Source organism: Pseudoclavibacter sp. 13-3 (assembly GCF_021168475.1).
Lineage (GTDB): Bacteria > Actinomycetota > Actinomycetes > Actinomycetales > Microbacteriaceae > Pseudoclavibacter_A.
In genome coordinates, this window is the sequence record NZ_JAJOZT010000002.1 from 285,647 (window position 1) to 298,766 (window position 13,120).

15 protein-coding genes are annotated in these 13,120 nt (G+C 67.9%); all 15 read left to right on the forward strand.

The features are described 5' to 3' along the window. Positions 1–53 precede the first annotated feature (53 nt). The 15 genes from LRX77_RS04810 to LRX77_RS04880 all read left to right on the forward strand — a co-directional run bounded on the left by LRX77_RS04810 (position 54) and on the right by LRX77_RS04880 (position 13,016). Positions 54–899, forward strand: a complete 846-nt coding sequence (locus tag LRX77_RS04810; protein ID WP_231831795.1) for a metal ABC transporter ATP-binding protein — start codon at positions 54–56, stop codon at positions 897–899. Next, positions 896–1,762: a metal ABC transporter permease gene (locus LRX77_RS04815; protein ID WP_231831796.1), complete on the forward strand. Its 867-nt coding sequence runs from the start codon at positions 896–898 to the stop codon at positions 1,760–1,762. Before LRX77_RS04810 ends, LRX77_RS04815 begins: the two co-directional genes overlap by 4 nt. Then, a complete protein-coding gene (locus LRX77_RS04820) occupies positions 1,759–2,682 on the forward strand; it encodes a metal ABC transporter permease (protein ID WP_231831797.1) in 924 nt (307 codons plus the stop codon). Before LRX77_RS04815 ends, LRX77_RS04820 begins: the two co-directional genes overlap by 4 nt. Before the next feature lie 46 nt (positions 2,683–2,728). Next, positions 2,729–3,145 (forward strand): Fur family transcriptional regulator, encoded by a 417-nt coding sequence (locus LRX77_RS04825; RefSeq protein ID WP_231831798.1) that lies wholly within the window; start codon positions 2,729–2,731, stop codon positions 3,143–3,145. Positions 3,146–3,312: 167 nt separating this feature from the next. Then, positions 3,313–4,542, forward strand: coding sequence for a TIGR03364 family FAD-dependent oxidoreductase (locus LRX77_RS04830; RefSeq protein ID WP_231831799.1), 1,230 nt, complete (start codon positions 3,313–3,315; stop codon positions 4,540–4,542). A 110-nt stretch (positions 4,543–4,652) separates the two neighbouring features. After that, a complete protein-coding gene (locus LRX77_RS04835; RefSeq protein ID WP_231831800.1) occupies positions 4,653–5,345 on the forward strand; it encodes a phosphonatase-like hydrolase in 693 nt (230 codons plus the stop codon). Beyond that, positions 5,345–6,424: a zinc-binding dehydrogenase gene (locus LRX77_RS04840; protein WP_231831801.1), complete on the forward strand. Its 1,080-nt coding sequence runs from the start codon at positions 5,345–5,347 to the stop codon at positions 6,422–6,424. The genes LRX77_RS04835 and LRX77_RS04840 overlap by 1 nt, the downstream gene beginning before the upstream one ends. A gap of 233 nt (positions 6,425–6,657) precedes the next feature. Beyond that, positions 6,658–7,629, forward strand: coding sequence for an EamA family transporter (locus LRX77_RS10495; protein ID WP_231831802.1), 972 nt, complete (start codon positions 6,658–6,660; stop codon positions 7,627–7,629). A 215-nt stretch (positions 7,630–7,844) separates the two neighbouring features. After that, on the forward strand, positions 7,845–8,786 hold the full coding sequence (locus LRX77_RS04850) for a phosphate/phosphite/phosphonate ABC transporter substrate-binding protein (protein ID WP_231831803.1): 942 nt from the start codon (positions 7,845–7,847) through the stop codon (positions 8,784–8,786). 146 nt (positions 8,787–8,932) lie between these two features. Continuing rightward, on the forward strand, positions 8,933–9,829 hold the full coding sequence (gene phnC, locus LRX77_RS04855) for a phosphonate ABC transporter ATP-binding protein (protein WP_231831804.1): 897 nt from the start codon (positions 8,933–8,935) through the stop codon (positions 9,827–9,829). Then, entirely contained in the window at positions 9,829–11,649 is a 1,821-nt protein-coding gene (phnE, locus tag LRX77_RS04860; RefSeq protein ID WP_231831805.1) for a phosphonate ABC transporter, permease protein PhnE, read from the forward strand. The genes phnC and phnE overlap by 1 nt, the downstream gene beginning before the upstream one ends. 258 nt (positions 11,650–11,907) lie before the next feature. After that, positions 11,908–12,144: a 50S ribosomal protein L28 gene (gene rpmB / locus LRX77_RS04865; protein WP_158030614.1), complete on the forward strand. Its 237-nt coding sequence runs from the start codon at positions 11,908–11,910 to the stop codon at positions 12,142–12,144. Further along, positions 12,144–12,311 carry a 50S ribosomal protein L33 gene (gene rpmG, locus LRX77_RS04870; RefSeq protein WP_158030615.1) on the forward strand — a complete coding sequence of 56 codons (168 nt, stop codon included), beginning with the start codon at positions 12,144–12,146 and terminating at the stop codon, positions 12,309–12,311. The genes rpmB and rpmG overlap by 1 nt, the downstream gene beginning before the upstream one ends. Positions 12,312–12,316: 5 nt before the next feature. Next, on the forward strand, positions 12,317–12,622 hold the full coding sequence (gene rpsN / locus LRX77_RS04875) for a 30S ribosomal protein S14 (protein ID WP_158030616.1): 306 nt from the start codon (positions 12,317–12,319) through the stop codon (positions 12,620–12,622). Between the two features lie 106 nt (positions 12,623–12,728). After that, positions 12,729–13,016: an HU family DNA-binding protein gene (locus LRX77_RS04880; protein ID WP_231831806.1), complete on the forward strand. Its 288-nt coding sequence runs from the start codon at positions 12,729–12,731 to the stop codon at positions 13,014–13,016. Positions 13,017–13,120 lie beyond the last annotated feature (104 nt).

The following is a 13,120-nucleotide window of genomic DNA, read 5'->3' on the forward strand; positions in this document are numbered from 1 at the left end:
GCCGCGCCCGTCCTCGCTGCAGACCAGAACCGAGTGCAGATACAGTGAACACCATGCACGAGCCCAAGCCGACCCTGCACTTCTCCCAAGTCGATCTCGGGTATGACGGCATCACCCCAGCACTCACCGGCGTTGACGGCACGCTCTGCGAGGGGCAGGCGCTCGCGCTGATCGGCCCGAACGGGTCGGGCAAGTCGACGTTGCTGAAGGGCGTTCTCGGCCTGCTGCGCGTGCAGCACGGCTCGATCACCGTGCTCGGGCGACGCCCGGCAGATGCCCGAGACGACGTCGGCTATCTGCCCCAGGCCACCGACATCGACGCGACGTTTCCGGTGACGGTGCGACAGGTGGTGTCGATGGGGCGCTACCGCAGACAGACCGGTCGTCGATTCGGCTGGCTGCGTCGTGCGAGCGCCGACGACCGTGCGGCCATCGACCGCAGCCTCGACCGGGTCGGGCTCACCGGGCTGGCGAGTCGCCGCTTCGGCCAGCTGAGCGGTGGCCAGCAGCAGCGCGTGCTGCTGGCGCGTGCTCTGGCGGGCGACCCGCGCATCCTGCTGCTCGACGAGCCGTTCAACGGCCTCGACGAGACCAACCGATCCGCACTCGAGCGCATTCTCGAGACACTGCTCGCAGACGGGCTCTCGGTCGTGCTCTCGACGCACGACATCGGCCTCGCCCGGGTGGTGTGCTCGCACGTCGCGGTGCTCGCCGGGCGGCAGATCGCCTTCGGCCCGATCGACGAGGTGCTCACCCCCGCAGTCATCGAAGAGGCGTACAGCGGCGGCAGCGATATCGCCGAGGCCTTCGCCTCGAGCTGGCGACCGCACCATCCCGAGTCGGGCACGCATGACACCGGGCCCGATTCGCACGCCTCGGCGCTCGGAGACCACCGATGAGCCTGATCGCCCCGTTTCTGCAGTACGACTTCATGATGCGCGCGCTGTTCGCGTTCGTCGTGCTGGCCGTGCTGGCCGCGGCGATCGGTCCGTTCGTCGCTCTGCGCGACCTCGAGTTCGTCTCAGACGGCCTGGTGCACGCGGTGTTTCCGGGGTTGGCGATCGGGGCGCTCGCCTTCGGCCGTGACGGGGCGCTCGCCGGCGCGATCGTCGCCGGGGCGCTCGCAGCCGCCGTGCTCACGCTGACGGCGACCCGCATCAGGCAGGCGGATGCGCCGGTCGCCGTGGTGCTGACCACGGCGTTCAGCATCGGCGTGATCGCGGTCTCGGCGAGCGGCTTTCCCGGGCAGCTCGAGCTGCTGCTCTTCGGCCAGATGTTCGCGATTCGTCCGGCGCAGATCTGGTCGATCGCCGTCGTCGCCTCGGTCGCGGTGATCGCCATGCTCGTGACTCGACGCGGGCAGCTGTATCGGGCGTTCGACCCGGCCGGCGCTCGTGCCGCGGGCTTTCGACCGATCGTCACAGACCTCGTGCTGAACATGTCGCTGGCCGTGGCGGTCGTCGCCGGGTCGCAGGTGCTCGGCAACCTGCTCGTGCTCGCACTGCTGATCATTCCGGCCGCATCTGCGCGCAATTTCGGTGCGGGCATCATCGGCATGGTCGTACTCTCCGGGGCGTTCACACTGGTCTCAGGGTGGGTCGGGCTGGCGGTCGCCTTTGAGGCCTCAGTGGGTCGCGGCGTGAACCTGTCGCCGAGCGGCTCGGTGGTCGGGGCGTTCATCGTCGTCTACCTGGCGTCGCTGATCGTCGGTGCGGTGAGACGGGCGGGGCTGCACCGGTCTCGGCGGGGGAGCGCGTCATGAACGTGCTCACCGATGCCGTCGGATTCTTCGGCCAGGCGCTCGTCGAGGCGGTGCTCGTCGGTGCGCTCGCCGGGCTGGTCGGCGTGCTCGTCGTGCTGCGCAAACGCACCTTCTTCGCCACGGCGCTGACGCACGCGACGTTTCCCGGCGGCATCATGGCGGTGCTGCTCGGCTGGAACGTGCTCATCGGCAATGCGATCTTCGCGGTCGTGCTCACGATGGTCATGCTCGCGCTGACGACCTGGTTTCATCAGCGTGCCGCCGTCGCCAGCGGTGTCGTGCTCACCGGCGGGTTCGCCCTGAGCACCGTGCTCACCGGTCTCAACCCGTCGCTTCCCATTCGGGTGCAGACCTTTCTCACCGGCTCGATTCTCGCTGTGGACCTGCCAGACGTGCAGTTCGCCGGCGTTCTGCTCGCGATCTCGATCGTCGCGATCGCGCTGCTCCGCAGACAGCTGCTGTTCTCGACCTTCGACCCCGCGGGGTATGAGGCATCTGGCTTTCGCGGCTGGCGCATCGATGCGGTCGTGCTGGTGCTGATCACCGCCACGGTCGTGGCGCTGATGCCCGCGGTCGGTGCGATTCTCTCGATCGCCCTGCTGGCGGCGCCGGCACTCGCAGCGGCACAGCTCACCGTGAGCATGCGCGGCATGCTCATCGTGGCACCCATCATCGGTGCGGCGAGCGGCGTCGTCGGACTCCTCGTCTCGGCTCGGTGGCCGGTTCCGGCCGGGCCGGCGATCGTGCTGAGCGCCACCGGAACGCTGCTGGTGGCGTGGCTGCTGCGCCGCGCACTCCGGCTGGTGCGTCGAGGCGGGGCGAATCCGGCATCCGCCCGAGGGCCGCTCAGGGCGGCCGCGGCGCACGAGAACCGCGAAGTCGCGCGGTCGGAGGACTCATCGTCGCGGGCAGCGGGTTGAGCAGGGCCTGACGAGTCGTTTCTGCGGGTGGCACAATGGAGGCATCATGACCGACGTGAAACGGCGCAACACCTGGCAGCAGACCGCGGTGCGCGAGGCTCTCGAACGCGAGCACGGCTTCATCAATGCGCAGGCGCTGCATCTGCGCATGGCCAATGCCGGATCGACCGTCAGCGTCGCCACGGTCTACCGTGCGCTCAGCCGAATGGCCGAAGACGGCGAGGCCGATGTGCACATCGACACTGACGGTCAGCAGCTCTTTCGAGCCTGTGGCAGCGAAGCCCATCACCATCACCTGATCTGCCGTCGGTGCGGGGCCACCGTCGAGATCTCGGCGCCGCCCGTCGAGCGCTGGGCGCGTGAGGTGGCCGCAGAACACGGGTACACCGACGAGACGCACGTGATCGACGTGATCGGCCTGTGCCCGAAGTGCACCGCTGCACGCGCTGCGCAGCTGCGCTGACCGGCCCAGTCGCCACTGCCGCCGGTCATGGCGGGGTCGGGGCAGGCCCTGCCATGTCGCACAGGTCTGCTGCCCGAGGTGACCAGCAGGTGACTGACCGGTGAAGGGTTCACGAAGAAAACCGTGATCTGCGCGGGTGCACCGACCTGCAGTGACATGGTTCTGCTGTGACCCCCGACACATTCGATTCCGATCCCGCCGACTTCGCCCCCGCCGCCTCCCCTGCGGCGTCTCCGAAGCGCCCGCACCAGGCCCTCCCCGACGACGCACGTTCTGGTGTTCTCTCGGCGCTCGGGGCCGACCGCTTCGACCTCGTCGTCGTCGGTTCGGGAATCGTCGGTCTCTCGTATGCCTATGAGGGGCTTCAACGCGGTGCTCGCGTGCTGGTGATCGACCGTGCCGCCGGGATCCGAGGTGCCTCGGTGCGCAACTTCGGGCACGCCTGCATCACCGCTCAGTCGGGTGTCGCACGAGAGTATGCCGATCTGGCCAGACCCCGCTGGCTGCGTCTCGCCCGTGAGGCGGGCTTCGCCGCAGCCGAGTCTGGCACCGTGATCGTCGCTCGCAGCGACGAAGAGCGCGCACTGCTCGACGAGTTCGTCGGCACGCACGACGGCGAGGCGCGTCTTCTCGATGCGGCGGCGACGAACGAACTGGTGCCTGTCCGGCCTGAGACGACCATGGGCGGTGCCCTGCTGCCGCTCGATCTCCAGGTCGATCCGCGAACTGCCGCACCGGCGATCGCCGGTTGGCTCGCCTCAACGGGGGTGCGCTTTCTGCTGCGCACGGCGGTGACCGGCGTTGCCGAGGGAGTCGTCAGCACCTCGCGTGGCGACGTGCAGGCCGACCGCATCGTGGTCGCCGTCAACCACGATCTCGACGAGCTCTTTCCCGAGTCGGCCGAACGCGCAGGTGTGCTGCGCTGCCAGCTGCAGATGATCCGAGCTCGGCCGCGCCTGCGCTTCGCGCTTCGGCATCCGCTCTTCACCGGCTGGTCGATGCTGCGCTATTCGGCGTTCGCCGAGTGCGAGGCGGCCGCTGCCCTGCGCTCGCGGCTGCACGCCGAGCACCCGGTCGCCGCCGAACTCGATCTGAACCACATGCACACCATGTCGTCGACCGGTGAGCTCTACATCGGCGACACGCATCTGCGCACCGTTGCGCCCCAGCCGTTCCAGCCCGAGCAGGGCTTCGAGACGCTGCTCGCACTCACCCGTGATCTGTTCGGCGTCGACGAGCTGCATGTCGAGCAGCGGTGGCAGGGGGTCTACGCCTCGGCGCCCGAGCGCGAGTATCTCGTCGAGTCGCCGTGCGCTGGCGTGCAGATCTCGACGGTGACCACCGGCATCGGCATGACGACGGCGCTCGGGCTCGCGCACGCGACGCTTGAGCTCTGAAGACGACGCGACGTGCGGCATCGGCTCCAGCCTCGGCGTGGATCATGCCGCACCAGTCGCGAGCCACGAATCACGAACCAGCAATCACACACCAATGGAAAGGACCCCTCATGCACGGACTCTTCGCTCTCGACATCGCAGGCACCACCGTCGATGAAGGCAACATCGTCTATGACGTGCTGCGCCGGTCGGTGACAGCAGCCGGCGCCACGATCGACGAGGCCGATTTCGCAGATTGGACCGGCGTCGAGAAGCAGTGGGCGATTCGCAACCTGCTGCGTCTCGGCGGGGCCGACCACGATGACGCCAGGGTCGCCGACGTGTTCGCCGCGTTCACCTCGATGTTGCAGCGGGCCTATAGAGAGACGCCGCCGCGCCCGGTGTCCGGCGTCGAAACGTGGATGCGCGAGGTGCGAACCGGTGGAGCCGCCGTCGTGCTGACCACGGGCTTCGCGCGCCCGGTCGCAGATGCGCTGCTCGAGGGGCTGGGCTGGCGGGTCGAAGCCGGAGACGCGGACGCGACGCTCGACGGTCTGATCTGCGCCACCGAGGTGCGTGCCGGCCGGCCTGCGCCCTACCTGATTCAGCACGCCATGGAGCTCGCCGGTGTCGACGACGTCGCACACGTGGTTGCTGCAGGCGATACCGCGGCCGATGTGCTGGCCGCCCGGCATGCGGGTGTGCGAGCCGTCGGCGTGCTGACCGGTGCCGGCAGTCGCGAGCAGCTCGAGGCGGCCGGGGCCGATCTCGTGGTCGACTCCGTGATCGACCTGCCCGCTGACATCGCGGCAGCGGCGATCTGATGACCGCCGCAACCGAGATGGTCTGGCTCGGCGCAGACCGCTTCGACGAGCACCGAGTCGAGATGCCCGAGCTGTGGCCCGGCGAGGTACTGGTGCGTGTGCTCGTGGCGGGCGTCTGCGGCTCCGACCGTCATACCGTGCTCGGTCATCGCGACGCGCCGTGCCCGTCGGTGCTCGGGCATGAGTCGGTGGGCGAGATCGTGGCGATCGGCTCGCCCGGCCGCGACGCGCCGGCTCCGACCGACGTCGGCGGCGGCGATCTGCAGGTCGGCGACCGCGTCGTCTGGTCGGTCACGGTCGCCTGCGGGCAGTGCGACCGTTGCCGAGCCGGTGTCACCGCCAAATGTCGCCATCTGCGCAAAGTCGGTCACGAGCGGGCCGACAGCGGATGGCCGCTCTCCGGCGGCTACGCCTCGCACATGCTGCTGCCTGTGGGCACGGCGATCACGCGGGTGCCCGACCGTCTCGGGAATCGGGCCGCATCCCTCGCCTCGTGCGCCGGCGGCACGGCCGTCGCAGCGCTCGAAGTCGCCACGCGGATGCTCGGGCGCGCGGATCTCTCGGGTCTCGAGGTGCTGGTGGTCGGCGCCGGTGCGCTCGGCACGATCGCGACGGCTGGCGCCGTCGCACTCGGCGGCCAGGTGGCGGTCTGCGACCTCTCGGACGAGCGGCTGCGCACGGCAGGCCGGTTCGGCGCCCGTGTGCATGAGCCGGGGTCGGCGACGGCCGGCTGCTTCGATGTCGCACTGGAGTTCTCGGGCACGCCGTCGGGCGTGCACAGCGGACTCGCCGGGCTGCGGCTCGGCGGTGTGCTGGTGATGGTCGGTGCGGTCTCTCCGATCGGCGAGGTGGCCGTCGACCCGGAACACGTGGTGCGCGACCACCTGACCATCACCGGGGTGCACAACTACGAGCCCCGGCATCTGGTTCGGGCGGTCGAGCTTCTGGCGCGCGACCCGCTGTGGGAAGAGCTGGTCGAAGCACCGCTGCCGCTGGCACGGCTGCACGACGCGCTGCTCGAGCCTGCCGCCGACTCCAGGACGCTGCGGCGCAGCGTGGCGGCAGTCACACGAGGCTGAGAGGTCGCGCTGTGGGATCTCGGGCTCGGCCCGTGCACGCCGCCGGGCGTCGTTTGCCGCGTGTTCACCTGCACGGGCTAGTGTGCTGAGCGACAGTGCCTAGGGTTCCGGTGCATCGCGCACGACTGGTCCGAGCGGCACCACGGCGGTCGCCATCGAACGTCGTCATCTGACAGGACAAAAGCCCGGAGGAACCCGTTCGGCGCGCCCGCGCCGTCCAGTTGGGTTCCCCTGTGTCTCTCGTCGCCATCGCTCTCATCACCGTCGGTGCGCTCGCCCACGCCGCCTGGAATCTCATCTCGAAGCGCGCGGCCGCCGGGGGCGTCGCATTCCTGCTCGTGGGCGCGCTCGCGTCGACACTGGTCTGGGCACCCGTCGCCGCCTGGGTGCTCGTCATCACGCCGACCTCGTGGTCGGCCCTGATCGTGGGGTCTGCGGTCTCGGCCCTGCTGCACGTCGGCTACATGCTGCTGCTGCAGCACGGCTACCAGGTGGGCGACATCTCGGTGGTCTACCCCACGGCACGGGGCTCCGGGCCGCTGCTCTCGGTGATCTTCGCGATCGTGCTCTTCGACGAGCGGCCAGGCGCATCCGCGGTGATCGGCGTCGCGCTCATCATCGCGGGCGTGCTCTTCATCGGGCTGAGCGATCTGCGCACCACGAACGCCGCACGCACGCGCGTGGGCGTCGTGTTCGGCACGCTCACCGGCGTCACGATCGCCGTGTACACGATCTGGGACGCCCACATGGTCAACGGCGCCGGCGTGGCACCGGTCGCGCTGATGGTCGGGTGCAGCCTCGGCGAATCGTTCGCCTTTCTCTGGATGCTGCTCGGAGGCCGACCATTGCGCCCGTCTCGTCGCGTGGACGTCTCGTCGAGTGACGCCCAGCGCTTCTCGGATCGCAGGGCCGGCGCGTGGAAGAGTCTGCGCGAACGAGGCGGCGACGCCCGACGTCAGGTCGCTGCGACCATACGGGGCTCGTGGCGCCCGGCACTCGTGTTCGGCGTGCTCTCGCCGCTGTCGTACGTGGCCGCGCTGATGGCCATGCGCATCGCGCCGGTCTCGCTGGTCGCACCGGCGCGAGAGGTGAGCGTCGTCTTCGTCGCGCTCGCCTCGTGGCTGATCTTTCGGGAGCCGAGCCCCGTGCGCCGACTGATCGGTGCCACGGTCGTGCTCGGGGGAGTGGTCGTGCTCGCGCTCTGAGCGTGTTCCAACACCTGACACCCGAGGCCTGGGCGACCTCTACGCGTCGACGCAGGGCGTCGAGTTCACCCGGCATTCACCCGGTGACGGCCCCGTTCACCTGTGCAGCGGTGGGCGTTCACTCCTGCGGCAAGGTCTGTTCACATGGCGTCCTTAGATTCGAGTCGTTCACCAGCAAGAGCGCGCCCCTGGCGCAGATCGGATGAGGATTCTCCATGAAGAAACTGTTCACCAAGGTCGCGGCTGTCGGCTTCGCGGCCACCGCGGCACTGAGCCTGGCAGCCTGCTCCAGCTCATCAGACTCGGCTTCGTCGTCGAATGTCGGTGGCAGCTTCGCCGAGAACTCCGACACACTCGTCTTCGGCGCCGTGCCCGACTCGGCCGACACTGAGACCAACTACCAGCCGCTGATGGACTACATCGCCAAAGAGACCGGCAAGAAGGTCGAGTACAAGCAGTCGACCGACTACGCAGCGCTCATCGAGGCCGCGGTCTCGGGCAAGATCGACGTCGCCTCGTTCTCGGGCTTCACCTATGTCACCGCCAAGAACAACGGTGCAGAGCTCACCCCGATCTCGTCGATCGTGACCAAAGAGGGTCAGGAGCCCGGCTACTACTCCGAGGCCATCGTTCCCGCGAACTCGTCGATCAGCAGCGTCGCCGACTTCAAGGGCAAGAAGGTCTGCTTCGTCTCGCCCAGCTCCACCTCGGGCTTTCTCTTTCCCAGCTACGAGCTGCTGAACCAGGACATCAAGGTGAACGCCGATGATCCGTCGCAGTCTGACGTCACCGCGGTGTTCGCCGGCAAGCACGACGTCAGCGTGCAGAAGGTCTCGGAGGGCACGGAGTGCGAGGCCGGCTTCGCCGAGGACAGCGAGGTCGAGAAGGCCGGCGACAAGGTCAAAGTCATCGACAAGGTGCTCGTGCCCGGCGCCCCGATCGTCATGAACGACGCACTGCCGCAAGACGTCAAAGACTCGCTGAGCAAGACGCTCAGCGACGTCACCATCACGCAGATCGCCGATGCCGGCATCAAGGACGCGACCAGCGAGGGCTTCGCCTCGGCGTTCTACGAGACCAAGCCGGTCGACGACCAGTACTACGACACGATTCGCGACATCTGCTCGAAGACCAACGCGAAGCAGTGCCAGGGCTGATCCCCTGACCTGTGACCACGACGGCGTCGGTCGGTGCGGCTCTCCGTCACCGGCCGACGCGCTCGTGTCTCAGACGCCACTCAGCAAGCATCCATCGACGACCGCGCGAGACAGATCTCACTCGGCGCAGACTCAAGGAGAACACGATGACCAGCCAACCCGCCAGACCTCACCAGCCGCACGCCGGCGAGACGGTGGTCGAGGTGAGAGACCTCACGAAGCGCTTCGGCACCAACACCGCGCTGCGCGACGTGAACGTGACCGTGCAGCAGGGCGAGGTCGTCGTGCTGCTCGGCCTGTCGGGCTCGGGAAAGTCGACGCTGCTGCGCCATCTCAACGCGCTCGAAGAGCCCACGAGCGGCACCGTCACAGTGCTCGGGCAACAGGTGAGCTCGCTGAGAGGCAAGGCGCTGCGGACGCTGCGCGCACGAGTCGGCGTGATCTTTCAGCAGTTCGAGCTGGTGGGGTCGCTGACGGTGCTCGAGAACGTGCTCACCGGCGCACTGGCGAAGATCAGGGGCCCGCGTCTCGGCCTCTGGGGCTACTCCAAACAGCTGCGGCTCAAAGGGCTCGTGCATCTGGAACGCGTCGGGCTGCTCGAGCGCGCATATCAGCGCGCCGACACCCTGTCGGGCGGTCAGCAGCAGCGCGTCGCGATCGCCCGTGCGCTCATGCAGGATCCCGAGGTGCTGCTCGCCGACGAGCCGGTCGCGTCGCTCGACCCGGAGTCGAGTGAGCAGGTCATGAACCTCATCCGCGAGATCGCCCTCGACGAGGGACTCACCGTGATCTGCAGCCTGCACCAGGTCGATCTCGCGCTCAGCTGGGGTGACCGCATCGTCGGTCTGCGCTCGGGCGAGATCGTGCTCGACACCCCCGCCGCAGGCCTCGACAAGGCAGAGGTCATGGAGATCTACGGCCGCGTCGTCACCTCGACGAGCGAGCTGCACGCGATCGAGCACGAGCTCATCGCGACCGGAGTGGGCGCGGATCGCGGCGAGTCGCATCCGCTGGCCGGCAGCGAGCCCGAGGGCGTGCGCTGATGACCGCGCTCACTCCCGCCTCGGTGCGGGCGACGCTCAGCGAGGCCGAGGCCCAGTCGCTGCGGGATCGGGCGCGCGGGTCGCGTCGCCCGCTGGCGCAGGTGCTCTCACAGGGCCTCGCCATCACGGCGCTGCTTGTGCTGCTGGTGCTGGCCGTCGCCTCGATCTTCGGGCTGAACCTCTCAGTCAGCACGTTTCTCGAGAGCGGGCCCAACGCCCAGCGCTTTCTGCGCCGGGTGGGGTCGATCACCTTTCCGGCTCCCGATCGTCTGCTGTTTCTGACCGGCATCACGCTCGGCATCGTGATTCTCGGCACGCTGATGGCGGCGCTGATCTCGATTCCGGTCGCCTACCTCGCCGCGTCGAACACGGCCCCGAACCGCTTCTGCCAGGTGCTCGGCCGGTTCATCGGCGTGTTCGCCCGCGCGCTGCCGGACGTCGTGCTCGCGATGGTCTTCGTGCTGATGTTCTCGATCGGGTCGCTTCCCGGCATTCTCGCGATCGGTCTGCACTCGGTCGGCATGATCTCGAAGATGTTCGCCGATGCGATCGAGCAGATCGATCCGGGGCCGGTCGAGGCCATCCGAGCTGCCGGCGGCGGGCGCATGCAGCAGTTCGTCTCGGGCATTCTGCCTCAGGTCGCCCCCTCCTGGGTGGCCACCACCCTGCACCGCAACGACATCAATCTGCGCGGCTCGGTGATTCTCGGCTATGTCGGCATCGTCGGCCTCGGTTACGACATGGCCAACTCGTTCGCGCAGCTCGACTACTCCAAGGGCGTCGGCATCGCGATCGTGATCTTCGCACTCTGCGTCGTGATGGAGGTCATCTCGAGCAGCATCCGCAAGGTGATGCTGGGCGCGGCCGCGCAGCGACGCAGCGTGATCGACCGTTTGCTCGACCGAATCGTCGGGTCGCGAACGCAGGCGGCCACGTCGCGAAGCGGCGTCAGGCGGGCGGGCGCGAGCGGGGCATCCGCCGTCACCGAGCCCACCGGGTCGCTGCGTCAGCGCGGGGCCAGCCGGGCGGCCGTCGCGGCACTGCGGCGACCGTGGACCCGTTCGCGGGTGCGCAACACGACTTGGGGCTGGGTCGCCGCGGTGGTCATCGTGCTCGCGGTCATCGTCAGCGATATCCAGTGGGGCGACTTCGCCACGTTCTGGGCCAAGCTGCCGGCGACTCTGGCGAAATTCTGGCCGCTGAACTTCGGCTCGTACGGGCCGCAGATCATCACCGGCGCACTGGGCGAGACGATCGCGATCGCCCTCGCGGCCACGTTGATCAGCCTGGTCTTCTCAGTCGTCATCGGCTCGCTCGCCGCACGCAACGTGGCGCCGACCGGGGGAGTGCGCGGGCTCAACCGATTCCTGCTGGTGGTGATCCGCGGCATTCCCGAGACGATTCTCGCGATCATGCTGATCATCATCACCGGTCTGGGCGGCCAGGCCGGGGCGCTCGCACTGGGCTTCTGCGGCATCGGTCTGCTCGGCAAGCTGATCGCCGACTCGTTCGAAGAGGTGGATGCCGGGCCGGAGCGGGCGCTGTCGGCCACCGGCGCGACGCGCGCACAGGTCTACACGGCGGCCACGCTGCCGCAGGGCCGACGCTCGCTGATCGCGCACACGATGTACATGCTCGACACGAACATCCGCGCGGGCACGCTGCTGGGAGTCGTGGGCGCCGGGGGCGTCGGCTACTATCTGCTGAACGCCTCGCAGGGGGCCAACTACGGGCTGGTCGGCGTCATCGTGCTGCTGGTGTTCGGCGTCGTGCTGGTCGTCGAGGCGCTGTCGATCTGGCTGCGTCGGGTCTTTCGCTGATCTGGTGCAGGCATGGCACTGATCGGTACGGGGCCTGGCGCTGATCGGGTGCAGTCCTGGCGCTGATCTGGCGCAGGTCTGCTGCCGATCTGCGCTGGGCGGTCGCCGATGTCTGTTGCGATCTGCGCGTGAAAACCAATAAACTGAGTAGGTTGCAGATCTTCCACGTCTGCATCGCGTGATGCGGAACCCCGCATCACAGCCGACAAGAGATCTTGGGTGATCGCCATCGGGGCGGTCACGGTACAGGAGGAAACCATGGCAGCAGTCTGCCAGGTGACTGGAGCCACGCCGGGCTTCGGGCACAGCATCTCGCATTCACACCGGCGCAACAAACGCCGATTCGACCCCAACGTGCAGAAGAAGACGTACTTCGTTCCGTCACTGCGTCGCAAGGTCACGCTGAACGTCTCGGCGAAGGGCATCAAGGTCATTGACAGCCGCGGTATCGATGCCGTCGTGCAGGAACTGATCGCTAAAGGGGTGAAGCTCTGATGGCCAAGAAGTCTGATGTTCGTCCCATCATCAAGCTGCGTTCGACCGCCGGCACCGGGTACACCTACGTGACCCGCAAGAACCGTCGCAACAACCCTGATCGCATCGTGCTGAAGAAGTACGACCCGGTCGTTCGCAAACACGTCGAGTTTCGCGAGGAGCGCTAAGAAGCATGGCTAAGAAGAGCAAAATCGCGCGCAATGAGCAGCGCAAAGTGATCGTCGAGCGGTACGCCGAGAAGCGTGCTCAGCTCAAGAAGCAGCTGGTCGACCCCAACTCGACCGACGAGCAGCGCGAAGAGGCCCGCGTCGGCCTGCAGAAGCTGCCCCGCAACGCATCGCCGGTGCGCGTTCGCAATCGCGACGCCATCGACGGTCGTCCCCGCGGCCACCTGAGCGCCTACGGCATCTCTCGTGTGCGCTTCCGCGACATGGCTCACCGCGGTGAGCTTCCAGGTATCACCAAGTCCAGCTGGTAGCCTGATGTTCCGCCGGTCATGCAGCGTTTCGGCGCTCGACCGGCGGATCTCAAGCACAGCACGAACCGTCCGTAGCCAAAATCGAACTGAACACTAGGGAGTACTCATGGCTGACAACACCCTGAACCGCAGCGAGCTCGTCGCTGAGGTCGCGAACAAGACCGGCGAGACCCAGGCCGCTGTGAACGGCGTTCTCGATGCCGTCTTCGCGACCGTCTCAGAGAACATCGCCAACGGCGTCAAGGTGAGCGTGCCCGGCTGGCTCTCAGTCGAGCGCACCAACCGCGCCGCACGCACCGGTCGCAACCCGCAGACCGGCGAGACCCTGAACATCCCCGCCAGCAAGGGTGTCAAGATCTCGGCAGGCAGCAAGCTGAAGGCTGCAGTGAAGTAGCCTTCAACGCTTCGTTCGAAAGGGCGCATCCTCTGGGATGCGCCCTTTCTGCGTCTGCAGGCGGCGTGCGCCGATCAGTGCGAGTCGGCGGGTGGCACTAGGCT

What these genes read in the sequence shown, in the direction of transcription:
- LRX77_RS04815 (WP_231831796.1), top strand. Translation starts at nt 896, where the DNA reads ATGAGCCTGATCGCCCCGTTTCTGCAGTACGACTTCATGATGCGCGCG.
- phnE (WP_231831805.1), top strand. Translation starts at nt 9,829, where the DNA reads ATGACCGCGCTCACTCCCGCCTCGGTGCGGGCGACGCTCAGCGAGGCC.
- rpmG (WP_158030615.1), top strand. Translation starts at nt 12,144, where the DNA reads ATGGCCAAGAAGTCTGATGTTCGTCCCATCATCAAGCTGCGTTCGACC.
- LRX77_RS04880 (WP_231831806.1), top strand. Translation starts at nt 12,729, where the DNA reads ATGGCTGACAACACCCTGAACCGCAGCGAGCTCGTCGCTGAGGTCGCG.
- phnC (WP_231831804.1), top strand. Translation starts at nt 8,933, where the DNA reads ATGACCAGCCAACCCGCCAGACCTCACCAGCCGCACGCCGGCGAGACG.
- LRX77_RS04850 (WP_231831803.1), top strand. Translation starts at nt 7,845, where the DNA reads ATGAAGAAACTGTTCACCAAGGTCGCGGCTGTCGGCTTCGCGGCCACC.
- LRX77_RS04840 (WP_231831801.1), top strand. Translation starts at nt 5,345, where the DNA reads ATGACCGCCGCAACCGAGATGGTCTGGCTCGGCGCAGACCGCTTCGAC.
- LRX77_RS04810 (WP_231831795.1), top strand. Translation starts at nt 54, where the DNA reads ATGCACGAGCCCAAGCCGACCCTGCACTTCTCCCAAGTCGATCTCGGG.
- rpmB (WP_158030614.1), top strand. Translation starts at nt 11,908, where the DNA reads ATGGCAGCAGTCTGCCAGGTGACTGGAGCCACGCCGGGCTTCGGGCAC.
- rpsN (WP_158030616.1), top strand. Translation starts at nt 12,317, where the DNA reads ATGGCTAAGAAGAGCAAAATCGCGCGCAATGAGCAGCGCAAAGTGATC.
- LRX77_RS04820 (WP_231831797.1), top strand. Translation starts at nt 1,759, where the DNA reads ATGAACGTGCTCACCGATGCCGTCGGATTCTTCGGCCAGGCGCTCGTC.
- LRX77_RS04825 (WP_231831798.1), top strand. Translation starts at nt 2,729, where the DNA reads ATGACCGACGTGAAACGGCGCAACACCTGGCAGCAGACCGCGGTGCGC.
- LRX77_RS04835 (WP_231831800.1), top strand. Translation starts at nt 4,653, where the DNA reads ATGCACGGACTCTTCGCTCTCGACATCGCAGGCACCACCGTCGATGAA.